The organism is Salmonella enterica subsp. enterica serovar Typhimurium str. LT2 (genome assembly GCF_000006945.2).
GTDB lineage: Bacteria > Pseudomonadota > Gammaproteobacteria > Enterobacterales > Enterobacteriaceae > Salmonella > Salmonella enterica.
Window position 1 is genome coordinate 2,265,474 of record NC_003197.2, and the last position, 23,792, is coordinate 2,289,265.

The window sequence follows — 23,792 nt, forward strand, 5'->3', positions numbered from 1 at the left end:
GGTTTACCGTGAAGCCCGGCGGCGCGATGCCTGCCGGGCCTGCGGCGACTTAATCGTTCTGTGCGGTTTGCGCTCCGGCACTGGCGCTGGCTGCCGCCATTTGCGCGGCTTTTTGCTTTTTATAGCTCAGCGCGGCAGCCGGAACGGGCATGACTTTACCGGTTTCAATCCATGTACGCAGGCGGCTGGCGTCCGCAAAGTGGGTATATTTGCCGAACGCGTCCATGACCACCAGCGCGACCGGTTTGTTATTGATCACGGTACGCATCACCAGGCAATGCCCCGCCGCATTGGTAAATCCGGTTTTCGTTAACTGGATATTCCAGTTATCACGGTAGACCAAATGGTTGGTATTGCGAAACGGCAGCGTATACGCCGGATGCGAGAATGTCGCCATGTCTTCGCGCGTGGTGCTTAGCTGGCCAATCAGCGGGTATTGCTTCGTGGCAATCAGCAATTTTGTTAAATCCCGCGCGGTCGAGACGTTATGAATCGACAGCCCCGTAGGCTCAACGAAGCGGGTATGCGTCATGCCCAGCGCTTTCGCCTTCGCATTCATCGCTTTAATAAATGCGTTATAACCGCCAGGATAATAGTGCGCCAGGCTTGCCGCCGCACGGTTTTCGGATGACATCAACGCCAGCAGCAACATATTTTTGCGGCTAATTTCGCTGTTCAGGCGCACGCGGGAGTAAACCCCTTTCATTTCCGGCGTCTGGCTGATATCGACCTTCAGTATTTCATCCAGCGGCAATCGCGCGTCGAGCACGACCATCGCTGTCATTAATTTGGTTATCGAGGCAATCGGACGCACCAGATCCGGGTGGTTCGAATAGATCACTTTATTGGTGTTGAGATCAACAATCATTGCGCTACCGGAGGCAATCTCAGGTTGAGACGCCGCGGTTGTCGCTGCCGTTTTCGCCACAGCCTGCGGGGCAAAAGGTACGGCCAACATCAGAGCAAGGCTCAGGAATGAAGCTCGGAATTTCAGCATGATGAGATTTCTGATAATGATTCACGCGCGTCGTAACGCACACCGCCTGAGCTAAGATTATACTCAAGCTAGCAGTGGCATCATAGCGGCACGCCAGCGTTGCCGCTACAGAAGAATCGTCAGCAAATGCTGCATTGCTGGCTTTTGCGCCAGCCCTTTTTCTCATCAGAACAGGCGGTAGCCGTATCCCCACAGGATCACGGTGATCGCCAGTAGCACCTCCAGGACCAGCACGCCGATAGCGAGCGTCGAACTGGAGAAGCTTAATCCTTCCTCTCTATTAATGTTAAGGAAAGTCGGAATACCCAAATACAGCAAATAGCCGGTGTAAAAAAGCGCGACAGCGCCGACCAGTGCGCATAGCCATACCAGGGGATAGAGCGCCACCAGACCACTTAAAAACAGCGGCGTCGCGACATAGCCGGCAAAAACCATACAGCGCGCAAGCGATGGCCGTTGCGGATAGTTTCGCGCCATCCACCAGATGACGCGTCCCATCACCGCGACGCCCGCCAGCATCACGCCGTAGAACAAGACCGCCAGCGCAAAAGCGGTAAACAGCGAGAGTTGTAACACGTTGCCGTCGCCAAAATTCCAGCCGATTTGCGTCGTGCCGATAAAGGCGCAGACGACGGGAATCGCCGCCATCAGCAAAACATGGTGCGTATAGTGATGCGAAACAGTTTCGTTTTCGCTTTTGATCACCTGCATTTCCCGATCGGGATGGGAAAAAAGCCCCCATACATGGTTCATACTGCCCCCTTCTGCTGCCTCAGATGCCAGTATGTTCAAGTATAATTCAGTTTCTGGTTATTTTATGAACAATGGCAAAATAGTCTCCGGCAAAACGTCGGCTTTGCCGCGCACGCCTCTTGCCAGGGTGTATGCTTAATGCCGGAGGTGGTTTACGCATGGATATCAACACGCTTATTACGCATTATGGCTATGCGGCGCTGGTTATCGGCAGTATGGCCGAAGGTGAAACCGTTACCCTGTTGGGGGGCGTCGCGGCGCATCAGGGATTGCTCAAGTTTCCGCTGGTGGCGGCGGCTGTCGCGCTGGGAGGGATGATGGGCGATCAGCTACTTTATCTGTTAGGACGATGCTATGGCGGGAAGATCCTGCGTCGTTTCCCCCGTTATCATACGAAGATTCGTCGCGCGCAGAAAATGATCCAACGCCATCCGTATCTGTTTGTGATCGGCACGCGTTTTATGTACGGCTTCCGGGTGGTTGGCCCGCTGCTGATTGGCGCCAGCCGCCTGCCGCCTAAAATTTTTCTGCCGCTGAATATTGTAGGCGCGCTGATCTGGGCGCTGCTGTTTACCACGCTGGGATATCTTGGCGGCGAGGTGATCGCGCCATGGCTGCACGACCTCGATCAGCATCTCAGGCACGGGGTCTGGCTGATTCTGGCCATCGTCCTGGTGGTGGGCGTGCGCTGGTGGCTGAAAAGACGCGGCAAAGCGGAGGCCCGTTAAACCCGATGGTATCCGGATGGCATAACGCCGCCATCCGGCACCCGGCGTTTATTTTGCGTTGAATTGCGGATTCGCCAGCATAAACCCGCCGTCGACAATCAGCGACTGACCGGTGGTGTAGCTTGCTCCTTCCGAACACAGCCAGGCGACGAGGCTGGCTATTTCATGCGTAGAACCTGGTCGGGCGATAGGGATTGAGGGTTCCGATCCCGGCTCAATGTCGCTGTCATCCATATCATTCATCGGCGTGGCGATAGCGCCTGGCGCGACGGCGTTGACCAAAATATGATGCTCAATCAGTTCCAGCGCCATGGATTTAGTCAATCCCCCCAACGCATGTTTCGCCGCGGTATAGGCGCTGGCTTGCGGAAGCGGCGTATGCTCATGGACGGAGGTGATGTTGATAATGCGCCCTCCCTCTCCTTGTTTAATCATATGCCGGGCGGCGATCTGCGCGCAGAGAAACGCGCCATCGACGTCCACGGTAAAAATTTGCCGCCACTGCGTAAACGGCATATCAATAAACGCGGATTTGGTCATCGCCCCGGCATTATTGACCAGCACGTCAACGCGCCCCAGGCGCTGAATAAGATGTTCAATGGCCTGCGCGCCCTCGGGTAACTGGCTCAGGTCAAGATGAATGGTCTCTGCCCGCACACCAAACTGCGCCGCTTTTTTTGCCGTCTCCTGCGCGCCGCGTTCATCGGAATGCCAGGTGATACCAATATCAAAACCGTTTTGTGCTAATAACAACGCACACGCTTTGCCAATTCCCGAATCTGATGCCGTTACAATTGCGACTTTGGTCATATTCCTCTCCGGATGAATCATACACAGCCTAAGTATAGGAACCCTGTCTGAATCATCCGGAAAAATCAGGAATGATAACCGCCGCCCAGCGCGCTGGTAAGCTGAATAGAGGCATCCAGCCACTGGCCCTGCAACAGCAAGCCGTTACACTGCTCGCGCAGTGCCGGGATTTTGGCCTCGCTCACGCGGGAACCCGCAATAATACCGGCATTAAAGCGCGCTTGCGCCAGACCGACCACACGCTGCGCGTCATGCTCAATCTGCTGCTGATGCTGATTTTTCTGCGCCAGCGTCTCTACCTGACTGGCGGCGCGCGCCACATCATTAACCGCATCTACCACCGCTTTGTTGTAGTTGGCGATAGAAAGGTTGCTTTGCGCTTTGGCGATATCGAGGTTGGCATTCAGCCTGCCGCTGTCGAAAATCGGCAGCGTCAGCCCGCCGGTAATGCCATATTGCTGTGCGGAATGGCGGAACAGATCGCTCAGATGTAACGCATCCTGCTGTAAAAAAGCCATCAGATTGATATCGGGATAAAACGCGGCCTTCGCGGCGTCAATGCTGCTCAACGAGGATTCAATGTACCAGTGCGCGGCCTGTAGATCCGCCCGGCGCGCCAGCAACGAATAGCCCAGTTGCGACGGTAACTGGCTTTCAACGGCGGGGAGACTCACCTGACGCAGCTTGAGCGCCGCCGATTGCGTATTGGTTAACGCGCTGAGCCGCGCTTCAATAACCTTCATTTTACCGTTAACGTCATTCAACTGCTGCTGGGTTTTGCTGGCGTCGATATCGGTCTCGACCCCTTCAACAGAAGAAGTAATACCGTGTTGATACAGCTCCCGGTTTACCGCCACCACGTTTTGCTGCTCATGCTCGATTTGCATCAGCACATTTTTCAGCGCTGCCTGTGTTTGCCACTCCCAGTAGAGTCGCGCCACGCCGCTTGCCAGCAATTGTCGGGTCTGCTCCTGCTCCGCTTCGCGCGCTTTGACCGCCCCGATCCGCGCAGTAACTTCAGCGCGGTTTTTCCCCCATAAATCCAGATCCCAGCCCGCCGTCAGGCCGAATGTACCGTTGGTATACCACGGCCCGGTCGTTCCCGCCGCAGGGTCGGTAATCGCGAATGGCCCCATCAGCCCTTCCGCGGACATTCGCTGGCGCTCAATGTCGGCAGAAAAGTCGAGCTGCGGGCCGTCCTGCGCCTCAACCGCTTTCGCCTGCGCTTCCGCCAGTTGAATACGCTGTTCAGCCACCTGCATATCCGGCGAATGCTGTATGGCATTATCGATCAGCGCGTCAAGCTGCGCATCGTGATACGCCTTCCACCACTGGCTATCCGGCCAACCGTTTTTCAATGCCGCCGGCAGGCTGGAATCAACATGAGAAGAGGGCGTCTGCTGGGTCAGCGACTGGCGGGTATCGTGCATGGGGGCGCAACCCGCCAGCAAAATAAAAAGCGGTAAGCTCGCTGTCGCGGCAAGGAAAGAATTACGATTCATGGAGGTGTTCTGATAAAAAAAGGTGCGCAGAGAGTACGTCTTACGGCGATCTATTTTTTAGTTACGCGTGGCAATACATCATCAGACAACAAAAGACATATTTTGAAATTTATATGATTAGTAAATAATTTCATCTGATACATTTTTTGATGTAATACTTCAATGAAAAGTCCCACTAACCCGTTCATAAATGAACGATTTTGCTGCAATACGCGCCAGCAGCCTTCATGAGTTAAACGTCGCCGCGCCCAACAAAGCAGCAGATGGCTTAATACTTTCCTATACTTTGTTTGTATTTACCAATAAAGGGACAAACAATGAAAATTCTTCTATGGGCAATCTTAATTATTTTTCTGATTGGGCTGTTGGTGGTAACGGGCGTGTTTAAGATGATTTTCTGATTCCTGCGCCGGGCAGCGATAGTATCTGCCCGGCACACGTTCTGGACGCTGTAGAGATTAGATTTTAATAGCCTGAATCGCCCGCGCAATCTCGGACGAACGGTTTAACGCCCGAATCGACTGAAAGAGTTCCGTCGCCTCAATATATTCCTTACGTAAATATCCCAGCCACTGTTTAATACGCGCGACATGATATAAACCGGTATCGCCCTGCTTTTCCAGTCGGGTATATTTTTGTAATAACGTCACCACTTCCGGCCACGGCATACGCGGCTCGTTATACTTCACCACCCGGCTCAGGTTAGGAATATTTAACGCCCCACGGCCAATCATCACCGCATCGCAGCCGCTGGTCGCCATACATGCCTGCGCGCTCTGCCAGTCCAAGATTTCGCCATTCGCGATAACCGGAATAGTCAGACGCTGGCGTATTTCGCCGATCGCCTGCCAGTCGATATGCTCGGCGCGGTAGCCCTGCGCTTTGGTACGACCATGCACCACCAGTTCACTGGCGCCAGCCTGCTGCACCGCATCGGCGATTTCAAATTTTCTATCGCCGCTATCCCAGCCGAGACGCACTTTTACCGTCACCGGAAGATGCGACGGTACCGCGGCCCGCATCGCTTTCGCGCCCTGATAGATGAGTTCGGGATCTTTGAGCAATGTCGCGCCGCCGCCGCTGCCGTTCACCACTTTTGACGGACAGCCGCAGTTCAGGTCCACGCCATACGATCCCAACGCCGTCGCCCGCGCGGCGTTTTCCGCCAGCCACTGCGGATGCTGGCCCAGAAGCTGAATACGCACCGGCGTGCCGGACGGCGTGCGGCTGGCGTGATGCAACTCCGGGCAGATGCGATGAAACACTTTTACCGGCAGCAGCTGATCCACCACGCGCACAAATTCGGTGATGCAGAGATCGTAATCATTCACTTCGGTCAGCAGCTCGCGCACTAACGCGTCGAGCACGCCTTCCATCGGCGCCAGTAAAACACGCATATCGGTATCCACAGCAAAAAAAGAGGCGCTATCATAACGCCTCTCTGCGATGAGCAAAACTTTTTGCCGGGTGGCGGCGCAAACGCCACGCTACGTCACGTAAAGTGCTCAACGCGGCTCAAGACAGTTATCTTCTTTCCAGCCGTACAGCCATTCGATACCGCGATAAAACGCCTCCTGCGATTTCCCTTTCCACAACAGATTACGCACCTGACGCTCCACCCCGGCGGCGTGATAGAGACGCCCCATCTCGCGGGTAGACCAGACGATACGCGCCGTGCGGGGAATACGCACCGACTCATACAGCGCAAATGCCTGCTGCGCGTCGCCGTCGCAGCGTTCCAGCGCTTTGCCTAGCGTGACGGCGTCTTCCAGCGCCATACAGGCGCCCTGGGCCATATATTGCGCCACCGGATGCGCGGCGTCGCCCACCAGAGTGATACGCTCGGTTCCCCATTTTGCGACCGGCTCGCGATCGGCGGTCGACCAGCGGCGCCAGGAGGTCGGCTTATCCAGCATCTGGCGCGGGCGGGGATGAATGCCGGCAAAATAAGAGAGCACCTCTTCTTTACTGCCGTCTTTCACGCCCCACTCTTCTTGCTGGCGGCTGTGGAATGTCACCACCAGATTGTACTGTTGACCTCCGCGTAGCGGATAATGGACCAGGTGACAATGCGGGCCTGCCCACAGCACCGGTGCGTTAATACGTAAATCGTCCGGCATATCGTCGCAATCAATCACCGCCCGATAGACTACATGCCCCGTTACGCGCGGCGCGTCGCCGAGTAAACTTTGCCGCACGACCGATTTAACGCCGTCGCAGCCCACGAGAATATCCGCCGTCCAGCTATTTCCCTGCTCATCAAACACCGTAACGTCATCCGGCGTCTGGCGGATATCGACAATATGGGTCGAGGTACGATACTCCACGCCAGGGTGCGTCAGCACCGCTTCCCATACCGTTGCATGAATATCTACCCGGTGAATTACCGCATACGGCCCGCCAAAATGGTCGCGGAACGCCTGTCCGGTTTCAATGCATACCACTTCTTCGGCATTCACGGCATCCATCATGGTAATGTGATCGGTAAACACCGCACGCTGGCGGGCAACATCGCCCACACCGAGACTATCCAGCGCCGAAAAAGCGTTCGGCCCAAGCTGAATACCCGCGCCAATCTCGCCAATTTCGTGCGCTTTTTCCAACAGCATGACTTTTATTCCCTGGCGCGCCAGCGACAGCGCGGTCGCCGCGCCGCCGATTCCGCCACCTACAATAATTGCGCTTGTCACGTGAGTCATGGTCATTCTCCTTTTCAGGCCGGGATTTTATCTTGTTGATTTTCCGGCGCGGCGGCAATAAACGCCGGTAGCTGTACGCAGGCGTCATAAACGGCTTTACAGCGCGGATAGCCTGATAAATCGCAGCCCATCCTGAGCGCATTCGCCCACTGAGGAATCAGGCAGCAGTCCGCAAGGCCTGGCGCGTCGCCCACGCAGAATCGTCCGGACTGACTTTTACGCAATAGCTGCTCTACCGCGCTTAACCCTTGCTGTATCCAGTGGGCGTACCAGCGTTTTTTATCCTCTTCGCTAACCTTCAGCTCATCGGTCAGGTAGCGCAACACGCGCATGTTATTGATTGGGTGTATATCGCAGGCGATAGCGTAGACAATTTCCAGCGCCTGGCTGCGCGCCGGGTCGCTCGTCGGCAGCAGCGGCGTTTGCGGAAAATGTCGGTCCAGCCAGTCGACGATGGCCAGCGATTGCCCCAACGATTCGCCGTCATCAGTGACCAGCGTCGGCACCAGGCCTACCGGATTCATCCGTCGGTAGGCCAGCGCATTCTGCTGGCCGATACGAATATTGACGCCCACCGTCTGGTAATCAATCCCCTTTAACGCCAGCGCAATACGTACACGATAAGACGCCGAACTATTAAAGAAACTGTACAGCTTCATCGTTCACCTCAGACAATTTTCACAGCAATCGGCGTCAGACCTTCTACGTTCCCGGTGATGACATCCCCTTTCACCACTGCGCCCACCCCCTCTGGCGTACCGGTGAAAATTAAATCGCCTGGCTGCAATTCAAAGAAGCCGGACAAATAGCTGATGGTTTCATTCACCGACCAAATCAGGTGACGAATATCGCTGCGTTGATGGTCTTCGCCGTTAACCTGTAGCCAAATAGGGGCGTTATCCACATTATGCGTTTCAGCGGCTTTGTGTAATGGCGCAATGGGCGCGGAGAGATCGAACGCTTTGCCGATTTCCCACGGGCGTCCCATCTGACGCATTTCCATCTGACGATCGCGACGCGTCATGTCCAGACCGGTGGCGTATCCCCAGACATATTCATGGGCTTTTTCCAGCGGAATATCGCTCCCCTTTTTACCAATCGCCACCACCAGCTCAATTTCATAATGGTAGTTATCGGTCTGCGCCGGATACGGCAGTTCCAGGGTATCCCCCGCCGCTACCGGGACCACAGCGTCCGCTGGTTTACAAAAGAAGAACGGCGGTTCGCGATCGGGATCAAAGCCCATTTCACGGGCATGGGCGGCATAGTTGCGACCCACGCAGTAAACGCGACGTACCGGAAACTGCTCATCACTGCCCGCCACGGGTACTGTTACCGGGGCCTGCGGCTGGAATACATATTTGGTCATGTTCTCTCTCCCTAATTAATAACGTGCTTCGCGGAACAGCCCCAGGGCTTCCTGAACCGGCTTGTCCGAAAAACTGAATAACACCGTGTCTTCGCTGCTGCGAAACGACACCTCATGCCAGGTCGGCGCCACAAAAATGTCTTTTGCGGAAAAATGAAAAGTTTCGTTGCCGATAGTGACCTGCCCTGCCCCTTCAACGACGTGGTAGATAGTGCTGTCGGTGCTCCGCGCCACACGCGAGGCAAAGCCTTTTGGCAGCAGTTGCAGGAACGCGCCCATCGACGGCATCGGATAACCGCCGGTGACGGGATTAACGTAACGCAGCTTGTAGCCTTCCCACTCATCCGGATCGCCCATACGGGTCAGATCGTGCAACGCCTCGCGACTGCGGTCGTAACGGTAGTTGAAAATCGGCGACGAGTTCCCGCGCTGGTGGCGCAGCGGCAGCATATTCGCTGCATAGCGCGGCAGATAATCGCCCTCTTTTCGCGTCACCGGCTGCTGATCTTCGGGATAGTCTTCCGCAAAACCACAGCCCAGGAGATTGACTAACGGCAGATCCAGACCATCCAGCCATACCACCGGCTCTGATCCCGGATTACCATGATCGTGCCAGCGCCACTGCGGCGTCAGGATAAAATCGCCGGTATGCATTGGCGTGCGCTCGCCGTCCACCGCGGTAAATGCGCCTTTACCTTCGACGATAAAACGCAGCGCCGACTGGTTATGGCGATGACTCGGCGCGACTTCGCCGGGCAGGATCAGCTGTAAACCAGCGTATAAGGTCGCCGTGATCGACGACTGACCGCGCAATGCCGGATTTTCCAGCACCAGCACCCGGCGGATCGCCTCTTTCGCGCCAATGACATTGCCGCTTTCCATCAGTAGCGGACGAATTTCCTGATAATTCCAGTAGGCCGGCGCGCAGTTGGCGTTTGGCGTCTGCGGTACCAGGTGATGTAACGATTCCCACAGCGGCGTCAGATTCTGCCCGGAAATATGCTGGTAATACTGCTGACGGCTATCTTTTACGTTCTGATTTATTTCAGACATGGAGATTCTCCTTATTCGTTTACGACGCTGGCACGCGGCAGGTCGTCAGGTACAGAAATCGAAAGGCGGACAACCACTGTCAGCAGGGTAAGCATTACCGCGCTGATAGCCGCCGGAATAGCAATGACAAAAAACAACGTATCGAAAGAGAAATTGAGGGCCATCATCATGCCGCCGGAGAGCGAACCGACAATCGCCCCGCAGCGTCCAATGGCGTTCGACCAGCTCACGCCCGTCGCCCGACTTTGGGTGGGGTACAGCGTCGCCGTCAGAGCATTCAGCCCGACCTGGGAACCGCTAATACCGATGCCGGTACCAAAAATCGCCAGCGCCATCAGCCAAAGGCCGTTTTCGCTCAGGCCTATCATGACAATGCAAACTGCGCCCAGCGCATAGCTCACCGCCAGTACCCGGAACGGGTTAAGCCGGTCCATCAACACGCCGAGTAACAGCGCGCCAAGCGTGCCGCCAACCTGGAATGCGGCAGTCACCCACGACGCCTGTTGCAGATCAATACCTCGATGGTTAAGTAACGTCGGCATCCAGCTGGAAAGCAGATAGATAATGAGCAGGCTCATAAAGAACACCACCCATAACATCAGGGTAATGACAAGCTGTCGCCCGGCAAAAAGCTGGCGAATACTGCCTTTGGCGACGGCTGCCGTCTCATGCAGAAAGAATTGCGTATCGTGATAGCGCTCGCCGGTAATGGCGCTGACCGTCCGGGCGACAACGGCTTGCGGTAGTTGGCGACGTACCTGCCAGCGGGGAGATTCCGGCAGCGCGAACAGCAGGCCGAAAAACAGCATCAAAGGCAAGATGCCGCCTAGCGCCAGAATTCCGTGCCAGCCAATCAGCGGCACCAGTTGCGCGCTCACAATCCCGCCCATCGCCGACCCCAGGGTAAAACCGCAGAACATCAGCGTGACCAGCGCTCCGCGTCGACGAGCGGGAAGGTATTCCGACGTCATGGTGATGGTATTCGGCATCGCTCCGCCCAGTCCCAGACCGGTTAAGAAGCGCAGCAACACCAGGGTTTCTATATCCGGCGAGAAAGCGGAAAGCAGGCTCAATGCGCCGAATAGCGCCACGCAAAGCTCAATGACCCGCTTGCGGCCAAAGCGATCCGCCAGCGGCCCGCATAGCAGCGCGCCGGCCGTAAGCCCCAGCAGCCCTGCGCCAAACAGCGGCGCAAGTTCGCTGGCGCTTAGCTGCCAGTGGGTACGAATATCCGGGGCGATGAAGCCAATCGCGGCGGTGTCGAAACCGTCGAGCATAACCACCAGAAAACAGCAGATGATAACGCGCCACTGCATTTTGCCGACGGGCGCGGCATCAATAAGGGCTTGTAGATCACGTCGTTGAGTCATAGCTAATGCCTCAGTGCAGGGAGATAGATGTTGTTTTTATGTTTGCTATGTTACGAGTTTGTAGAGTGAGCGATAAAATGTACAATGGCTTTTCAGGCAGAGACATAACCTGGAGGTTATAGCGAATGGCGAACTGGGCGCAGAAATTGAAATTACATCACCTGCAAACGCTGGTTGCGCTGGGCGAACAGGGCAACCTGACGCACGTCGCCCGGATGATGAATATCTCCCAGCCGGCGCTATCGAAGTGGCTATCTCAACTCGAAGATGAGATAGGCATCACGCTTTTTGAGCGCCACAGTAAAGGACTACGCCCCTCGGAAGGCGGTAAATTACTGCTCCAGCACGCCCAGCGCCTAATTAACGATCTGGAGCGTTCACAGTATGAAATCGCCCGTTTCAAGCAGGGCGGCCTGGTTGGCAGCCTGAAGATCGGCTGTTCGCCCGTGGCGACTGACTGCGTATCACAGGCGATTCTGAGCCTGCTTAACGAAATGCCGACGCTGCATCTGAATATTGAAGAGAAGGTAATGACGCCGCTGCTGCACGATTTGCTTGCCGGTCAGGTGGATGTGGTGGTAGGGCGTGTCGGCGGCCGCGCCCTGCAACTGCCGCTTAATTATCAGGTACTTTATACCGAGCCGGTCTGCTTTGTGGCGCGTCCGCACCATCCGCTGGCCGCGCGAGCGCAGATCGCCTGGAGCGATCTGGCGCACTGGCGGTGGATAGTCTGGCCAACCGGCACCCCTATTCGCATCAGTATTGATAACGCCCTCGTCGATAATGGCGTCATGCTCCCGGAAAACACCATTGAATCGGCGTCAATGAACGTCAGCACCAATTTGCTGCAAAGCAGCGATATGATCTCTATTCTTTCTTTACGGCTGGCGCAACGCTATGCCAGCCAGGGGCAACTGGCGATTTTAAACTTGCCAAAAATTGAGCAAAAAGGCAGCGTAGGGATGTTCTGGCGTAAGAATGAGACGCCGTCTTTGGCCCTGAGTCGCTTTTTGTATTTTTTAGCCCAGGTTTAGCGCCGCCGACCAGGGGCATTGCCCGATGTTCCTGCTGTCTATACCCACTATGCTAAGAATTCATGATGTGATCGGTAGCACGTTTTAACGTTTAATTGTATGATGAATCCATCTCATCAAGGGCTTTAAACATGAGTAAGTCACTGAATATTATCTGGCAATATATACGCGCTTTTGTATTGATTTATGCCTGTTTGTACGCAGGCATTTTTCTTGCATCACTGCTTCCTATCACTATTCCCGGCAGCATTATCGGGATGTTAATTCTGTTTGTATTGCTGGCGCTGCAAATTCTGCCGGCAAAGTGGGTTAACCCCGGCTGTTATGTGCTGATTCGTTATATGGCGTTGCTGTTTGTGCCAATTGGCGTTGGGGTCATGCAATATTTTGACTTACTGCGCGCGCAATTCGGCCCGGTGGTGGTCTCTTGCGCTATCAGTACGCTGGTCGTTTTTGTGGTCGTAAGCTGGAGTTCACATCTGATACACGGTGAGCGTAAAGTGGTTGGGCAGAAGGGAACGAAAAAATGATGACATATATCTGGTGGTCGTTACCGCTGACGCTGGCGGTATTTTTCGCCGCCCGCCGACTGGCGGCGCATTTTAAAATGCCGTTGCTGAATCCGCTGCTGGTGGCAATGGTAGTCATTATTCCTTTTCTGTTGCTGACCGGTATTCCCTACGAGCACTACTTCAAAGGCAGCGAAGTACTTAACGATCTGCTGCAACCGGCGGTAGTGGCACTGGCCTATCCCCTTTATGAACAATTGCACCAGATTCGCGCGCGTTGGAAATCCATTATTAGCATCTGTTTTGTCGGCAGTCTGGTAGCGATGATTACCGGGACATCCGTTGCCTTGCTGATGGGCGCAACGCCTGAAATCGCGGCATCGGTACTGCCTAAATCCGTGACTACGCCTATCGCGATGGCGGTGGGCGGCAGCATCGGCGGCATCCCCGCGATCAGCGCGGTATGCGTAATTTTTGTCGGTATTCTGGGCGCGGTGTTTGGCCACACGCTGTTAAACGCGATGCACATCCGTACTAAGGCCGCACGCGGGCTGGCAATGGGGACCGCCTCACATGCGCTCGGTACTGCGCGCTGTGCCGAGCTGGATTACCAGGAAGGCGCGTTTAGCTCCCTGGCGCTGGTGATCTGCGGCATTATTACCTCGCTGGTAGCGCCCTTTTTGTTTCCGCTCATTCTGGCGGTAATGCGCTAACGACGGGACAAAAGACCGGGTTAAAATTTGCGATACGTCGCGCATTTTTCATTGAAGTTTCACAAGTTGCATAAGCAATGAGATTTAGATCACATATTAAGACATAGCAGGCCCGTAAACTACGGTTCCATTACATTGTTATGAGGCAACGCCATGCATCCACGTTTTCAAACTGCTTTTGCCCAGCTTGCGGATAATTTGCAATCAGCGCTGGCCCCTATCCTGGCGGACCACCATTTTCCCGCCATGCTGACCGCAGAGCAGGTCTCGACGCTTAAAAATACGGCGGGACTGGACGAAGACGCGCTGGCTTTCGCACTGTTACCTCTGGCGGCGGCCTGCGCCCGTACCGATTTGTCCCATTTTAACGTCGGCGCGATTGCGCGCGGCGTTAGCGGCAACTGGTATTTCGGCGCGAATATGGAGTTCCTGGGCGCCACCATGCAACAAACTGTGCATGCTGAACAAAGCGCGATTAGCCACGCCTGGCTACGCGGCGAAAAAGGGCTCGCCGCCGTCACCGTTAACTACACGCCTTGCGGCCACTGTCGCCAGTTTATGAACGAGCTGAACAGCGGTCTGGATCTGCGCATTCATCTGCCGGGCCGCGCGCCGCATACGTTACGCGATTATCTGCCTGACGCTTTCGGGCCAAAAGATCTGGAGATCAAAACGCTGCTGATGGACGAGCAGGATCATGGCTTTACGTTAACGGGCGATACGCTAACGCAAGCGGCGATTACGGCAGCCAATAAGAGCCATATGCCTTATAGCCACTCACCGAGCGGCGTGGCGCTGGAATGTAAAGATGGCCGTATTTTCACCGGCAGCTATGCGGAAAACGCCGCCTTTAACCCTACGCTTCCCCCGCTGCAAGGCGCGCTAAACCTGCTGAGTCTCAATGGCTATGACTATGCGGATATTCAGCGCGCGATTCTGGCGGAAAAAGGCGATGCAGCATTAATTCAATGGGATGCCACCGCCGCAACGCTGAAAGCGTTAGGTTGCCATAATATTGACCGCGTGCTTCTCGGCTAAGCAAATGTGCCGGATAGCGACGCACTGGCGTCTTATCCGGCCTGACTCTCCTCTTCCGCGACCCGATACAAGGGAAATCATGCTGAAAATCTCCGCAATCAGACGGCGGTTTCTTGCGCTACGTCTTCGGGTACAGTAGCCTGATCGTACTTTCATCCTGGTATCGAGTTTCCTGCATGTTAAAGCGCGTGTTTTACAGCCTGTTGGTCCTGGTAGGCTTGCTGCTGTTGACGGTGCTTGGCCTCGATCGGTGGATGAGCTGGAAAACAGCGCCCTATATCTATGACGAGCTACAGGATCTCCCCTACCGCCAGGTTGGCGTCGTGTTAGGGACAGCCAAATACTATCGCAAGGGTGTCATTAATCAGTACTATCGTTATCGTATCCAGGGCGCGTTAAACGCTTACAATAGCGGTAAAGTCAATTACCTGCTGCTCAGCGGCGACAATGCCCTGCAAAGCTATAACGAACCGATGACCATGCGCAAAGACCTTATCGCGGCGGGCGTCGATCCTGCGGACATTGTGCTTGATTACGCTGGCTTCCGTACGCTTGACTCCATTGTGCGTACCCGCAAAGTGTTTGATACCAACGACTTTATTATCATCACTCAGCGCTTCCACTGCGAACGCGCCTTGTTTATTGCGTTGCATATGGGCATTCAGGCGCAGTGTTACGCGGTACCTTCACCCAAAAATATGCTGACAGTGCGCCTGCGCGAATTTGGCGCCCGCTTTAGTGCGCTGGCGGATCTCTATATTTTTAAACGCGAACCGCGTTTTTTAGGCCCGCTGGTACCTATTCCCACGCAGCATCAGGTGCCGAATGACGCCCAGGGGTATCCGGCCGTTACGCCGGAACAATTGCTTGAACTGGAAAAGAAAAAAGGGAAATGATCATGGATGTACAGACGATATTTGTCATATTAGCCTTTCTGCTACTCCCGCTTTTTTGCTTCCGTGAGGCCTGGAAAGGCTGGCGAACCGGCGCGGTAGATAAAGTTGTCAAAAATGCGCGAAAACCGGTTTATGTCTATCGCCATGCCGATCCCGTACAATATTGGTCTTATCTTTTTCTTTATACCGGTTGCGGTTTTTTATTTACTGGAATGATTATTTATCTTCTTTTTTATCGTTAATCTATTTATTATCCCTTTAAAATTGAGAATAGTTATTATTATGATATAAGGAACAAATGCTGTTTTGCATTCTGGTTTCATTTTTTTGTGAATTCTTTCACAGAATACCCTTCTTTCAATGCTTAGGCTGGCGGTAGATTTTAGATCATTAAAACGCGTTATTTGCGTTTCGCCTTAATTTATTCAAGCATTAAGGAAGATTATATGCCGCAACAAAATTATCTGGATGAACTCACGCCTGGTTTTACGCCATTACTGGCAATAAAAGAGGCTTCACGTTGTTTATTATGTCACGATGCGCCCTGTAGTCAGGCTTGCCCGGCGCAAACCGATCCGGGGAAATTTATTCGTTCTATTTACTTTCGCAATTTTAAAGGCGCAGCGGAAACTATCCGGGAAAATAATGCGCTTGGCGCCGTCTGCGCCAGAGTCTGTCCGACGGAAAAATTATGCCAGCGCGGATGTACACGTTCCGGGATAGATAAACCTATTGATATTGCACGCCTGCAACGTTTTATTACCGATTTTGAACAGCAGACTGCCATGCAGATTTATCAGCCCGGGAGTAAAACACGCGGGAAAGTCGCGATTATTGGCGCGGGTCCGGCAGGTTTGCAGGCAAGCGTGACGCTCACGCATTTAGGCTATGACGTCACCATTTACGAAAAACAGCCGCAGCCCGGCGGATGGCTGCGTCACGGCATCCCGGCATTTCGTCTGCCGCAAAGCGTACTCGATCAGGAAATTGCCCGCATTGTAGAAATGGGCGTCAATATTAAATGTAATTGTGAGGTGGGCGGGTCGCTATCGCTTGCGCAACTCAAAGCCGAATATCGCGCCGTGCTGATGACCGTCGGGATGTCCTGTGGCTCTGGTTTACCGTTATTTGAGCAAGCCAGTCACGTAGAGATTGCCGTTGATTTTTTACAGCGCGCCCGTCAGGCCGACGGCGATATTAGCGTTCCGCGTAGCGCATTAATTATTGGCGGCGGCGACGTAGCGATGGATGTCGCCAGTACGTTAAAAATTCTCGGCTGCCCTTCCGTCACCTGCGTGGCGCGGGAAGAATTAGCCGAATTCCCCGCCAGCGAAAAAGAATTTACCAGCACGCAGGCATTAGGCGTATCGATTATTGATGGCTTTACGCCTGTCGCCGTCAGCGGAAATAAAGTGACCTTCCACCATGTACGCCACTCAGGAGAACTGACGCTGGAAGCGGAAAATATTATTTTGGCCGTGGGGCAGCACGCGCGACTGGATACCTTTGCGGAGATAAAAGCGCAGCATAATATTATCGACACGCATAATTATCAAACCGACGACCCGGCGATCTTTGCCGCTGGCGATATTGTTAAAGGTGATAAGACCGTCGTTTATGCGGTAAAAACCGGAAAAGAAGCCGCTCAGGCTATTCATCATTATTTAGAGGAGGCCTGCTCATGTTAACAAAAGATTTGTCTGTTACCTTTTGCGGCGTTAAGTTTCCCAATCCGTTTTGTCTTTCTTCTTCTCCGGTAGGCAATTGTTATGAGATGTGCGCCAAAGCCTATGATACCGGCTGGGGCGGGATCGTTTTTAAAACCATTGGTTTTTTTATTGCCAACGAAGTCTCTCCACGTTTTGATCACCTGACGAAAGAAGATACCGGTTTTATTGGCTTCAAAAACATGGAGCAAATTGCTGAGCATCCGCTGGAAGAGAATCTGGCCGCCATTCGACGGCTAAAACAGGATTATCCGGATAAGGTGCTGATTGCTTCCATCATGGGAGAAAATGAACAGCAGTGGCAGGAACTGGCGCGTCTGGTTGAAGAAGCCGGCGCGGATATGATTGAGTGTAACTTCTCTTGCCCGCAGATGACCTCGCACGCCATGGGAAGCGATGTAGGGCAAAGCCCGGAACTGGTTGAAAAATACTGCCGCGCCGTAAAACGCGGTTCATCTTTGCCAATGCTGGCGAAAATGACGCCGAATATTGGCGATATGTGCGAAGTCGCGCTGGCCGCCAAACGCGGCGGAGCCGACGGTATCGCCACCATCAACACCGTGAAATCCATTACTAACATCGACCTGAACCGCAAAATCGGGATGCCGGTGGTTAACGGTAAATCCAGTATCTCCGGTTATTCAGGAAAAGCGGTGAAACCCATTGCGCTGCGTTTTATCCAGCAGTTGCGAATGCACCCTGAACTGCGCGATTTCCCGATTAGCGGTATCGGCGGCATTGAAACCTGGGAAGACGCTGCCGAATTTCTGCTGCTGGGCGCGGCGACCCTACAGGTGACGACAGGCATTATGCAATACGGTTATCGCATTGTAGAAGATATGGCGAGCGGCCTCAGCCACTATCTGGCCGATCAGGGATTTGCCTCATTACAGGAGATGATCGGGCTGGCGAATGGCAATATTATCCCGGCGGAAGACCTGGATCGCAGCTATATCGTCTATCCGCGGATTAATCAGGAGAAATGCGTCGGCTGCGGACGTTGCTATATCTCCTGCTATGACGGCGGTCATCAGGCGATGGAGTGGGATGAACACAGCCGCACGCCGCATTGCAATACGGAAAAATGCGTCGGTTGTCTGCTGTGCGGTCATGTCTGCCCGGTCGCCTGTATTGATTTAGGCGAGGTCAAATTTAAAAAAGGCGAAAAAGAGCACGCGTTAACACTGTAGCTCTCGGTATGAAGCCCGGCGCGCAGTTTCGCTGCGCCGGGTTATCTGATAAGCAAGGCAATAGGTCTGGATAACTACTTCTTACGCGCGTATTTCAGCGAGTCCAGCGCCACGGCGAAAATGATAATGCCGCCTTTGATAATGTACTGCCAGTACGGGTTTACCCCGATATAGGTCAGGCCGTAGTTGATGACGGTAAAGATAATGACGCCGGTCACCACGCCGAAGACCGTACCCACTCCGCCGCTAAACGATACGCCCCCGACCACGCACGCGGCAATCGCATCCAGTTCATACATAAAGCCGAGGTTGTTGGTGGCAGAACCAATACGCCCTGCTTCCAGTAAGCCGCCGAAGGCATAAAACACGCCGGAGAGCGCATAAATCATCAGCAGGTTCAGCGCCACGTTTACGCCAGAAACTTTCGCCGCTTCCGGGTTGCCGCCAATAGCAAAAATGTTTTTACCAAAACGGGTCTTATTCCACAGCACCCAGACAAACGCTACCGCAATCAGAGCGTAAAAGGTGATGTATGAGAGCCGGAAACTGCCCATCGCCACAAAGCCCTGTGCAAAGGTGGAAAAGCCGCTGTCAAAGCCGGAAATGGGCGAAGCGCCGACAAAGTCATAGTAAAGGGAGTTGATCCCATAAACGATAATCATCGTGCCAAGCGTGGTAATAAACGGCGTCACGTTCAGGTAAGCAATGATGATGCCGTTCACCAAGCCAATCACCGCGCCAATCGCGCAGACAATCAGGATGACCAGCGCAATCGGCATGGTCGCCATTTCCGGAAACACTTTATTGGCGTTTTCCATTGATTGCAGTAATGTTGCCGCCACGACCGCCGCCAGCCCTACCTGACGCCCCGCCGACAGATCTGTCCCCTGGGTGACGATGAGTCCCGCCACGCCCAGCGCGATAATAATACGTACCGAAGATTGCGTCAGAATATTACTTAAATTCAGCAAACTTAAAAAAGTCGGGTCCTGGAAAATAATAATCGCCAGCAACACTAAAAGAACGACGTAAATTCCGCCCTCTTTCAGCCAGGTCAAAAAGCTTTTCTTGTTTAACGCACTCATAAGGAGCCCCTGATCTTAAAGGTGCAAAGAAGCAAGACGCAAAATTTCGTTTTGCGTTGTTGTTTTAGTATCGACAATGCCGGAAACGAGACCGTTACTCATCACCAGGATACGATCGGTAATCCCTAACAGCTCCGGCATTTCAGAAGAGATAATGATGATCCCCTTGCCTTTTTTCGCCAGTTCCGCAATAAGCTGATAAATTTCAAATTTTGCGCCGACATCAATGCCGCGGGTCGGTTCGTCCAGCATTAATATTTCCGGCTGCGTTAATAGCCAGCGACCAATGATCACCTTTTGCTGATTGCCGCCGGAAAGCGAACCAATTTGCGTGCGATGCCCCGGCGTTTTTACCCGCATGGAATCAATGACCCATTGGGTGTCGCTTTTCATCCGGGAATTATCCAGTAACCCCACTTTATTTTTATAATTACGGATATTCGAAATTAATGAGTTAAATCCGATATCCAGATAGGCGTAAATTCCGGTGGAACGACGCTCTTCCGTCACCAGCGCAAAACCGTGGTTAATCGCTTCGTTCGCAGTGTGATTATTAATTTTCTTGCCATGTAAAGTGATTGTCCCGGACGACTTCTCACGAATGCCAAACAGCGTTTCGACGATATCGGTACGCTTTGCCCCAACCAGACCGGCAATGCCCAGAATTTCGCCCTTGTGCAAATCAAAGGAGACATCGCGAATGGAAGGCTGACGCAGCGAGGTCAGGTGACGGACCTCCAGAATCACGTCGCCCGGCTTATTTTCTTTATCCGGGAAACGCTGGTTCAGGGAACGCCCGACCATCATCGCAATGATCTTATCCATATCCAGCCCTTCCAGCGGCTGGGTGGCAATCCACTGACCGTCGCGCAAAATAGTAATTTCATCGCACAATTGAAAAATTTCTTCCATTTTATGCGAGATATAAACAATACCGCAGCCGCGTTCTTTCAGCTTGCGAATAATCGTGAACAGATGATTAACCTCTTTCTCAGTTAACGATGAGGTCGGTTCATCCATAATAACGATCTTAGCGTTATAGGAAAACGCCTTCGCAATTTCGATCATCTGCATTTGCGAAACGGATAACGTTCCTACGCGCGCGCGTGGGTCAATATCGATATCCAGTTCATCAAATATCGCTTTGGTATCCTGGTACATTTTATCCTGGTCGACAAACATACCTTTGGTGGGATAACGTCCCAGCCACATGTTATCCATGACCGAACGTTGTAATACCAGGTTTAACTCCTGGTGTACCATCGAAATCCCATTCTCCAGCGCTTCTTTCGCCGAATGGAAGTCCACTTCTTTTCCCTGAAATACAATGCTGCCGGAATCTTTTTGGTAAATACCGAAAAGACATTTTAATAATGTTGATTTGCCTGCGCCGTTTTCGCCCATTAATGCATGAATAGAGTGCGGACGAACGTTTAAGTTGACATTATCAAGCGCTTTCACGCCGGGAAATGATTTGTTAATGCCACGCATTTCCAACAAATATTCACCCGACGGCGGAGAAATCGTGCTGCCCATAATGATACCCTGTCGGCCTTTTTAATTATGACTATCCGCGCCGGATGGCAAAAGAAATACGTTATCCGGTCTGCGGCGCGTCACCCTTCCACGGTTTCAGGGCGCAACAAAATTGCGCCCACAGACGGAAAAGTTATTTTTGGGTAAATTCGCTCAGATTGTCTTTGTCCACGCCGACATAAGGCACGCGCACGATTTTGTTCTCAATCTTCCAGCTGGTGCCGTCAGCCGCGCCCTTGCCTTCGGCGAGGTTTTTCGCCAGATCGAATGTCGCTTTCGCCTGATTGTTGGCGTCATTCAGTACCGTACCGGCCATCGCGCCCGATTTCACCAGCGCCAGGGCTTCCGGTAACGCATCGACGCCAAAGACCGGAATCGACGATTTATTATGCGCTTTCAGCGCCTCTACCGCGCCCATCGCCATCGCATCGTTATTCGCGATAACCACTTCAATCTTGTTAGCGTTCGGGCCAGACAGCCAGGCATCCATCTTATCTTTTGCCTGCGCGGTATCCCACATAGCGGTGTCTAACGCCAGTTGCTCGGTCTGAATACCTTTATCATTTAACTCTTTCACCACATACGTCGTACGGGCTTCAGCATCCGGGTGCCCCGGCTCGCCTTTCAGCAGAACATACTGAATTTTACCGTCTTTATTCAGATCCCAACCCTGATTCGCCTGCCAGTGTTTGGCAATCAAGTCGCCCTGAATCACACCGGATTCTTTAGAGTCAGTCCCGACATAATACGCCTTGTCATAGCTGTCCAGCGCTTTGCGGGAAGGCTCTTTGTTAAAGAACACCACCGGCACATTTTGCCCGCGCGCTTTCTCAATCACCGTACCGGCGGCTGCCGGGTCGACCAGGTTAATCGCCAGAGCTTTAACCCCTTTCGCCAATAAAACGTCAATTTGATCATTCTGTTTGGACTGATCGTTTTGCGAGTCATTCATCAGTAGCTGAACATCCGGCGCGGATTTGCCATCTTTTTCAATAGCCTTACGCACCACGGACATAAAGTTATCGTCATATTTATAAATCGTCACGCCAATACGAGTATCAGCCGCGTGCGCGTGCGCGCCGAATAACAGACTTGCCATCACGGCAGAAAGGGTCAGTACCTTCTTATTCATGGTAGCTCCGGTTTTATTATGTAGGGTATAGCGTAAAAAAATGCCCGGCTGTTCAGCACGTTAACGCGTGTTACTGAACGCCGAAGCGTATTTAGAGCCTATCCCACCAGGCGTTATTGGCGCAGCCAGTTTGGACACGGACAGCGCGCAAAAACCGGAGCGTACACGTAGTACGTGAGGTTTGACTCGCTACGCTCGCCCTTCGGGCCGCCGCTAGCGGCGTTCAAAACGCTAACGCGTTTTGGCGAGCACTGCCCAGGTCCAAAATGGCAAGTAAAATAGCCCTAATGGGATAAGCTCTTATTCAACTCTTTATTTTTGTCCGGTAGTCGCGGGATATTGTGATAACGGTTTTTATAAGCGAAATACCCCAGCAAAACTGACAACTAACTGTTACACGTTAGTTACAGTGCGACAAACGTTGTCATCATAGCTATCACAATGTTAATAAACTGTGAATTTACTCACAGATTGAAAACGGTTACATGCGGTGCGTAATCAGTTAGTGATCAGTACCGCATTCTGTCGCCATGCCACCGAATGGCGCCGTACCAGGGTCGGCATAAAGCAGTGCGTCGCCGTGATATCCAGCGTGCCTGCGGCCCCCTGTAACGCCAGCTCGGTCGCGATTTTCGCCATAGAAGCAATAGGATAGCGCACGGTAGTCAACTGAGGATCGGTATAACGAGCAATAGGGATATCATCGAAACCGATGACAGACAGATGCAAGGGAATGGCGATGCCGTTATCTTTTAACGCCGTCAGCGCGCCCGCCGCCATGTTATCGTTATAGGCAAATACCGCCGTCAGTTGCAGATTGCGTCCCAGCAACTCAACCATTGCCGACTCGCCGCCCTGCATGTCCGGCGTGCCGGTGCCTATCCAGCTCTCCGACGCAGCAATCCCCTGCTCTTGCAGCGCGTGTAACCACCCTTCTCTGCGCATCGCGTCATCTTCAATACGGTGGCTGGAGGCCAGGTAGCCGATGCGTTGATGTCCATTATTCAGCAACATTCGGGTCGCCATTCTGGCGCCGCTCACATTGTCGAGACAAACACAACGATGCGCATAACCCGGCACGATACGGTTAATCAGCACCATACCGGGGATCTGATCCATAAAGTCGCTCAGCTCGCGATCGGTTAAGGCTTTTGAGTGAACAATCAATGCGTTACAACGCTGACGGATCAAGACTTCAATCGCATGGCGCTCTTTTTCCGCCTCATGATAACTGTTGCCAATGAGAACATATTTCTGGTGCTGCTGCGCGACCAGATCTACGGCTTTCACCAGAGCGCCGAAAAAGGCATCGGAAACATCCATAACCACGACGCCGATGGTGTCGCTCACCTGAGTGGCCAGCGCTTGCGCATTCGCATTTGGCCGATATCCCAGCAGGGTGACGGCCTGCATAACGGCGTCACGGGTGTCGGGACTGACCAACGCGCTGTTATTCAGTACGCGGGAAACGGTCGCTACAGACACGCCAGCCTGGCGCGCTACATCACGAATGGTGATCATATTCACTGCCCTGTTTGAGTTCAAAAATGCTCACAAATGCCCCGTTAGCAGGCGGCTATTTTGTCAGCACCCTGCCCAGGGCTGCGTGAGAAACATCACAGGGATGGAAACGGTTACAGCCATTTTGTTA

Annotated in this window: 24 protein-coding genes and 30 other annotated features; of the genes, 10 read left to right on the forward strand and 14 right to left on the reverse strand. The window is 53.3% G+C overall.

All coding sequences use genetic code 11. The annotated features are described in order from the left end of the window. Nucleotides 1–49: 49 nt before the first annotated feature. Nucleotides 50–1,010 (reverse strand): D-alanyl-D-alanine endopeptidase gene (pbpG, locus tag STM2168; RefSeq protein ID NP_461113.1). Within the gene, nucleotides 50–997 belong to an annotated coding region; the region does not span the whole gene. After that, nucleotides 1,005–1,010: a ribosome-binding site (putative RBS for pbpG; RegulonDB:STMS1H002312), on the reverse strand. (Overlaps the previous gene by 6 nt.) 152 nt (nucleotides 1,011–1,162) lie before the next feature. Then, the gene (gene yohC / locus STM2169) for a putative transport protein (protein NP_461114.1) occupies nucleotides 1,163–1,761 on the reverse strand. Within the gene, nucleotides 1,163–1,750 belong to an annotated coding region; the region does not span the whole gene. Beyond that, nucleotides 1,756–1,761, reverse strand: a ribosome-binding site (putative RBS for yohC; RegulonDB:STMS1H002313). Its footprint overlaps the gene before it by 6 nt. A 112-nt stretch (nucleotides 1,762–1,873) precedes the next feature. Beyond that, nucleotides 1,874–1,879 (forward strand) — a ribosome-binding site (putative RBS for yohD; RegulonDB:STMS1H002314). Between yohC and yohD the strand changes: the two genes are divergently transcribed. After that, nucleotides 1,874–2,478 (forward strand): putative DedA family, membrane protein gene (gene yohD / locus STM2170; protein NP_461115.1). Within the gene, nucleotides 1,882–2,478 belong to an annotated coding region; the region does not span the whole gene. (Overlaps the previous feature by 6 nt.) 48 nt (nucleotides 2,479–2,526) lie before the next feature. On the opposite strand, the gene yohF is transcribed toward yohD, so the two are convergent. Next, the gene (gene yohF, locus STM2171) for a putative oxidoreductase (protein NP_461116.1) occupies nucleotides 2,527–3,295 on the reverse strand. Within the gene, nucleotides 2,527–3,288 belong to an annotated coding region; the region does not span the whole gene. Beyond that, nucleotides 3,290–3,295 (reverse strand) — a ribosome-binding site (putative RBS for yohF; RegulonDB:STMS1H002315). (Overlaps the previous gene by 6 nt.) 58 nt (nucleotides 3,296–3,353) lie before the next feature. Further along, the gene (yohG, locus tag STM2172; protein NP_461117.1) for a putative outer membrane efflux protein occupies nucleotides 3,354–4,802 on the reverse strand. Within the gene, nucleotides 3,354–4,790 belong to an annotated coding region; the region does not span the whole gene. Then, nucleotides 4,797–4,802 (reverse strand) — a ribosome-binding site (putative RBS for yohG; RegulonDB:STMS1H002316). It overlaps the preceding gene by 6 nt. Nucleotides 4,803–4,980: 178 nt before the next feature. On the opposite strand from yohG, the gene STM2173 reads away from it, so the two are divergent. Further along, nucleotides 4,981–5,178 carry a putative cytoplasmic protein gene (locus STM2173; RefSeq protein ID NP_448577.3) on the forward strand — a complete coding sequence of 66 codons (198 nt, stop codon included), beginning with the start codon at nucleotides 4,981–4,983 and terminating at the stop codon, nucleotides 5,176–5,178. 70 nt (nucleotides 5,179–5,248) lie between these two features. Here the strand turns inward: STM2173 and yohI are convergent. The 6 genes from yohI to STM2179 form a co-directional block, all read right to left on the reverse strand. Continuing rightward, the gene (gene yohI, locus STM2174; RefSeq protein NP_461119.1) for a putative nitrogen regulation protein occupies nucleotides 5,249–6,199 on the reverse strand. Within the gene, nucleotides 5,249–6,187 belong to an annotated coding region; the region does not span the whole gene. Further along, nucleotides 6,194–6,199, reverse strand: a ribosome-binding site (putative RBS for yohI; RegulonDB:STMS1H002317). (Overlaps the previous gene by 6 nt.) A 96-nt stretch (nucleotides 6,200–6,295) precedes the next feature. Beyond that, nucleotides 6,296–7,496 (reverse strand): putative monooxygenase gene (locus tag STM2175; protein ID NP_461120.1). Within the gene, nucleotides 6,296–7,489 belong to an annotated coding region; the region does not span the whole gene. Beyond that, nucleotides 7,491–7,496 (reverse strand) — a ribosome-binding site (putative RBS for STM2175; RegulonDB:STMS1H002318). It overlaps the preceding gene by 6 nt. Before the next feature lie 7 nt (nucleotides 7,497–7,503). Further along, the gene (locus tag STM2176) for a putative glutathione S-transferase (protein ID NP_461121.1) occupies nucleotides 7,504–8,155 on the reverse strand. Within the gene, nucleotides 7,504–8,148 belong to an annotated coding region; the region does not span the whole gene. Continuing rightward, nucleotides 8,150–8,155 (reverse strand) — a ribosome-binding site (putative RBS for STM2176; RegulonDB:STMS1H002319). (Overlaps the previous gene by 6 nt.) A gap of 1 nt (nucleotide 8,156) precedes the next feature. Further along, nucleotides 8,157–8,863, reverse strand: a protein-coding gene (locus STM2177; RefSeq protein ID NP_461122.1) for a putative flutathione S-transferase. Within the gene, nucleotides 8,157–8,858 belong to an annotated coding region; the region does not span the whole gene. After that, nucleotides 8,858–8,863: a ribosome-binding site (putative RBS for STM2177; RegulonDB:STMS1H002320), on the reverse strand. It overlaps the preceding gene by 6 nt. Nucleotides 8,864–8,873: 10 nt before the next feature. Continuing rightward, nucleotides 8,874–9,918 (reverse strand): putative 1,2-dioxygenase protein gene (locus STM2178; RefSeq protein ID NP_461123.1). Within the gene, nucleotides 8,874–9,911 belong to an annotated coding region; the region does not span the whole gene. Continuing rightward, nucleotides 9,913–9,918: a ribosome-binding site (putative RBS for STM2178; RegulonDB:STMS1H002321), on the reverse strand. (Overlaps the previous gene by 6 nt.) Nucleotides 9,919–9,922: 4 nt before the next feature. After that, nucleotides 9,923–11,287, reverse strand: a protein-coding gene (locus tag STM2179) for a putative sugar transporter (RefSeq protein ID NP_461124.1). Within the gene, nucleotides 9,923–11,281 belong to an annotated coding region; the region does not span the whole gene. Further along, nucleotides 11,282–11,287: a ribosome-binding site (putative RBS for STM2179; RegulonDB:STMS1H002322), on the reverse strand. Its footprint overlaps the gene before it by 6 nt. Nucleotides 11,288–11,399: 112 nt before the next feature. Continuing rightward, nucleotides 11,400–11,405, forward strand: a ribosome-binding site (putative RBS for STM2180; RegulonDB:STMS1H002323). Between STM2179 and STM2180 the strand changes: the two genes are divergently transcribed. From STM2180 to yeiA, 8 genes are all read left to right on the forward strand, one after another. Continuing rightward, the gene (locus tag STM2180) for a putative LysR family transcriptional regulator (protein ID NP_461125.1) occupies nucleotides 11,400–12,315 on the forward strand. Within the gene, nucleotides 11,407–12,315 belong to an annotated coding region; the region does not span the whole gene. Its footprint overlaps the feature before it by 6 nt. A 118-nt stretch (nucleotides 12,316–12,433) precedes the next feature. Continuing rightward, nucleotides 12,434–12,439: a ribosome-binding site (putative RBS for yohJ; RegulonDB:STMS1H002324), on the forward strand. Then, the gene (gene yohJ / locus STM2181; protein ID NP_461126.1) for a putative effector of murein hydrolase LrgA occupies nucleotides 12,434–12,845 on the forward strand. Within the gene, nucleotides 12,447–12,845 belong to an annotated coding region; the region does not span the whole gene. It overlaps the preceding feature by 6 nt. Then, nucleotides 12,828–12,833: a ribosome-binding site (putative RBS for yohK; RegulonDB:STMS1H002325), on the forward strand. (Overlaps the previous gene by 6 nt.) Further along, the gene (gene yohK / locus STM2182; RefSeq protein NP_461127.1) for a putative transmembrane protein occupies nucleotides 12,828–13,537 on the forward strand. Within the gene, nucleotides 12,842–13,537 belong to an annotated coding region; the region does not span the whole gene. The genes yohJ and yohK overlap by 18 nt, the downstream gene beginning before the upstream one ends. Before the next feature lie 142 nt (nucleotides 13,538–13,679). After that, nucleotides 13,680–13,685, forward strand: a ribosome-binding site (putative RBS for cdd; RegulonDB:STMS1H002326). Next, the gene (gene cdd / locus STM2183; protein ID NP_461128.1) for a cytidine/deoxycytidine deaminase occupies nucleotides 13,680–14,575 on the forward strand. Within the gene, nucleotides 13,691–14,575 belong to an annotated coding region; the region does not span the whole gene. Its footprint overlaps the feature before it by 6 nt. Nucleotides 14,576–14,732: 157 nt before the next feature. Continuing rightward, nucleotides 14,733–14,738: a ribosome-binding site (putative RBS for sanA; RegulonDB:STMS1H002327), on the forward strand. Next, nucleotides 14,733–15,471 (forward strand): vancomycin sensitivity protein gene (gene sanA / locus STM2184; RefSeq protein NP_461129.1). Within the gene, nucleotides 14,752–15,471 belong to an annotated coding region; the region does not span the whole gene. It overlaps the preceding feature by 6 nt. After that, nucleotides 15,448–15,453 (forward strand) — a ribosome-binding site (putative RBS for b2145; RegulonDB:STMS1H002328). (Overlaps the previous gene by 6 nt.) After that, nucleotides 15,448–15,713 (forward strand): putative inner membrane protein gene (gene b2145, locus STM2185; protein NP_461130.1). Within the gene, nucleotides 15,468–15,713 belong to an annotated coding region; the region does not span the whole gene. Before sanA ends, b2145 begins: the two co-directional genes overlap by 24 nt. 192 nt (nucleotides 15,714–15,905) lie before the next feature. Continuing rightward, nucleotides 15,906–15,911: a ribosome-binding site (putative RBS for STM2186; RegulonDB:STMS1H002329), on the forward strand. Continuing rightward, nucleotides 15,906–17,159 (forward strand): putative NADPH-dependent glutamate synthase beta chain or related oxidoreductase gene (locus tag STM2186; protein NP_461131.1). Within the gene, nucleotides 15,918–17,159 belong to an annotated coding region; the region does not span the whole gene. Its footprint overlaps the feature before it by 6 nt. Further along, nucleotides 17,139–17,144: a ribosome-binding site (putative RBS for yeiA; RegulonDB:STMS1H002330), on the forward strand. It overlaps the preceding gene by 6 nt. Continuing rightward, nucleotides 17,139–18,388 (forward strand): putative dihydropyrimidine dehydrogenase gene (yeiA, locus tag STM2187; protein NP_461132.1). Within the gene, nucleotides 17,153–18,388 belong to an annotated coding region; the region does not span the whole gene. Before STM2186 ends, yeiA begins: the two co-directional genes overlap by 21 nt. 74 nt (nucleotides 18,389–18,462) lie before the next feature. On the opposite strand, the gene mglC is transcribed toward yeiA, so the two are convergent. The 4 genes from mglC to galS all read right to left on the reverse strand — a co-directional run bounded on the left by mglC (nucleotide 18,463) and on the right by galS (nucleotide 23,751). Next, nucleotides 18,463–19,485, reverse strand: a protein-coding gene (gene mglC, locus STM2188; RefSeq protein NP_461133.1) for a methyl-galactoside transport protein. Within the gene, nucleotides 18,463–19,473 belong to an annotated coding region; the region does not span the whole gene. Further along, nucleotides 19,480–19,485, reverse strand: a ribosome-binding site (putative RBS for mglC; RegulonDB:STMS1H002331). (Overlaps the previous gene by 6 nt.) 3 nt (nucleotides 19,486–19,488) lie before the next feature. After that, the gene (gene mglA / locus STM2189; RefSeq protein NP_461134.1) for a galactose (methyl-galactoside) transport protein occupies nucleotides 19,489–21,021 on the reverse strand. Within the gene, nucleotides 19,489–21,009 belong to an annotated coding region; the region does not span the whole gene. Then, nucleotides 21,016–21,021: a ribosome-binding site (putative RBS for mglA; RegulonDB:STMS1H002332), on the reverse strand. It overlaps the preceding gene by 6 nt. 121 nt (nucleotides 21,022–21,142) lie before the next feature. After that, nucleotides 21,143–22,202 (reverse strand): galactose transport protein gene (gene mglB / locus STM2190; RefSeq protein ID NP_461135.1). Within the gene, nucleotides 21,143–22,141 belong to an annotated coding region; the region does not span the whole gene. Next, nucleotides 22,147–22,152, reverse strand: a ribosome-binding site (putative RBS for mglB; RegulonDB:STMS1H002333). (Overlaps the previous gene by 6 nt.) Beyond that, nucleotides 22,178–22,186, reverse strand: a -10 signal (putative -10_signal for mglB; RegulonDB:STMLTH004526). Next, nucleotides 22,194–22,202: a -35 signal (putative -35_signal for mglB; RegulonDB:STMLTH004526), on the reverse strand. Before the next feature lie 170 nt (nucleotides 22,203–22,372). After that, nucleotides 22,373–22,393: a protein binding site (putative binding site for CRP, RegulonDB: STMS1H000067), on the reverse strand. A 246-nt stretch (nucleotides 22,394–22,639) separates the two neighbouring features. Next, nucleotides 22,640–23,751 (reverse strand): GalR/LacI family transcriptional repressor of mgl operon gene (gene galS, locus STM2191; protein NP_461136.1). Within the gene, nucleotides 22,640–23,662 belong to an annotated coding region; the region does not span the whole gene. Then, nucleotides 23,648–23,655: a protein binding site (putative binding site for GalS, RegulonDB: STMS1H000197), on the reverse strand. It overlaps the preceding gene by 8 nt. Next, nucleotides 23,670–23,675 (reverse strand) — a ribosome-binding site (putative RBS for galS; RegulonDB:STMS1H002334). After that, nucleotides 23,727–23,735: a -10 signal (putative -10_signal for galS; RegulonDB:STMLTH004527), on the reverse strand. Further along, nucleotides 23,743–23,751: a -35 signal (putative -35_signal for galS; RegulonDB:STMLTH004527), on the reverse strand. After that, nucleotides 23,743–23,763, reverse strand: a protein binding site (putative binding site for CRP, RegulonDB: STMS1H000099). Its footprint overlaps the feature before it by 9 nt. Nucleotides 23,764–23,792 lie beyond the last annotated feature (29 nt).

What these genes read in the sequence shown, in the direction of transcription:
- pbpG (NP_461113.1), bottom strand. Translation starts at nt 997, where the DNA reads ATGCTGAAATTCCGAGCTTCATTCCTGAGCCTTGCTCTGATGTTGGCC.
- yohC (NP_461114.1), bottom strand. Translation starts at nt 1,750, where the DNA reads ATGAACCATGTATGGGGGCTTTTTTCCCATCCCGATCGGGAAATGCAG.
- yohD (NP_461115.1), top strand. Translation starts at nt 1,882, where the DNA reads ATGCTTAATGCCGGAGGTGGTTTACGCATGGATATCAACACGCTTATT.
- yohF (NP_461116.1), bottom strand. Translation starts at nt 3,288, where the DNA reads ATGACCAAAGTCGCAATTGTAACGGCATCAGATTCGGGAATTGGCAAA.
- yohG (NP_461117.1), bottom strand. Translation starts at nt 4,790, where the DNA reads ATGAATCGTAATTCTTTCCTTGCCGCGACAGCGAGCTTACCGCTTTTT.
- STM2173 (NP_448577.3), top strand. Translation starts at nt 4,981, where the DNA reads ATGAACGATTTTGCTGCAATACGCGCCAGCAGCCTTCATGAGTTAAAC.
- yohI (NP_461119.1), bottom strand. Translation starts at nt 6,187, where the DNA reads ATGCGTGTTTTACTGGCGCCGATGGAAGGCGTGCTCGACGCGTTAGTG.
- STM2175 (NP_461120.1), bottom strand. Translation starts at nt 7,489, where the DNA reads ATGACTCACGTGACAAGCGCAATTATTGTAGGTGGCGGAATCGGCGGC.
- STM2176 (NP_461121.1), bottom strand. Translation starts at nt 8,148, where the DNA reads ATGAAGCTGTACAGTTTCTTTAATAGTTCGGCGTCTTATCGTGTACGT.
- STM2177 (NP_461122.1), bottom strand. Translation starts at nt 8,858, where the DNA reads ATGACCAAATATGTATTCCAGCCGCAGGCCCCGGTAACAGTACCCGTG.
- STM2178 (NP_461123.1), bottom strand. Translation starts at nt 9,911, where the DNA reads ATGTCTGAAATAAATCAGAACGTAAAAGATAGCCGTCAGCAGTATTAC.
- STM2179 (NP_461124.1), bottom strand. Translation starts at nt 11,281, where the DNA reads ATGACTCAACGACGTGATCTACAAGCCCTTATTGATGCCGCGCCCGTC.
- STM2180 (NP_461125.1), top strand. Translation starts at nt 11,407, where the DNA reads ATGGCGAACTGGGCGCAGAAATTGAAATTACATCACCTGCAAACGCTG.
- yohJ (NP_461126.1), top strand. Translation starts at nt 12,447, where the DNA reads ATGAGTAAGTCACTGAATATTATCTGGCAATATATACGCGCTTTTGTA.
- yohK (NP_461127.1), top strand. Translation starts at nt 12,842, where the DNA reads ATGATGACATATATCTGGTGGTCGTTACCGCTGACGCTGGCGGTATTT.
- cdd (NP_461128.1), top strand. Translation starts at nt 13,691, where the DNA reads ATGCATCCACGTTTTCAAACTGCTTTTGCCCAGCTTGCGGATAATTTG.
- sanA (NP_461129.1), top strand. Translation starts at nt 14,752, where the DNA reads ATGTTAAAGCGCGTGTTTTACAGCCTGTTGGTCCTGGTAGGCTTGCTG.
- b2145 (NP_461130.1), top strand. Translation starts at nt 15,468, where the DNA reads ATGATCATGGATGTACAGACGATATTTGTCATATTAGCCTTTCTGCTA.
- STM2186 (NP_461131.1), top strand. Translation starts at nt 15,918, where the DNA reads ATGCCGCAACAAAATTATCTGGATGAACTCACGCCTGGTTTTACGCCA.
- yeiA (NP_461132.1), top strand. Translation starts at nt 17,153, where the DNA reads ATGTTAACAAAAGATTTGTCTGTTACCTTTTGCGGCGTTAAGTTTCCC.
- mglC (NP_461133.1), bottom strand. Translation starts at nt 19,473, where the DNA reads ATGAGTGCGTTAAACAAGAAAAGCTTTTTGACCTGGCTGAAAGAGGGC.
- mglA (NP_461134.1), bottom strand. Translation starts at nt 21,009, where the DNA reads ATGGGCAGCACGATTTCTCCGCCGTCGGGTGAATATTTGTTGGAAATG.
- mglB (NP_461135.1), bottom strand. Translation starts at nt 22,141, where the DNA reads ATGAATAAGAAGGTACTGACCCTTTCTGCCGTGATGGCAAGTCTGTTA.
- galS (NP_461136.1), bottom strand. Translation starts at nt 23,662, where the DNA reads ATGATCACCATTCGTGATGTAGCGCGCCAGGCTGGCGTGTCTGTAGCG.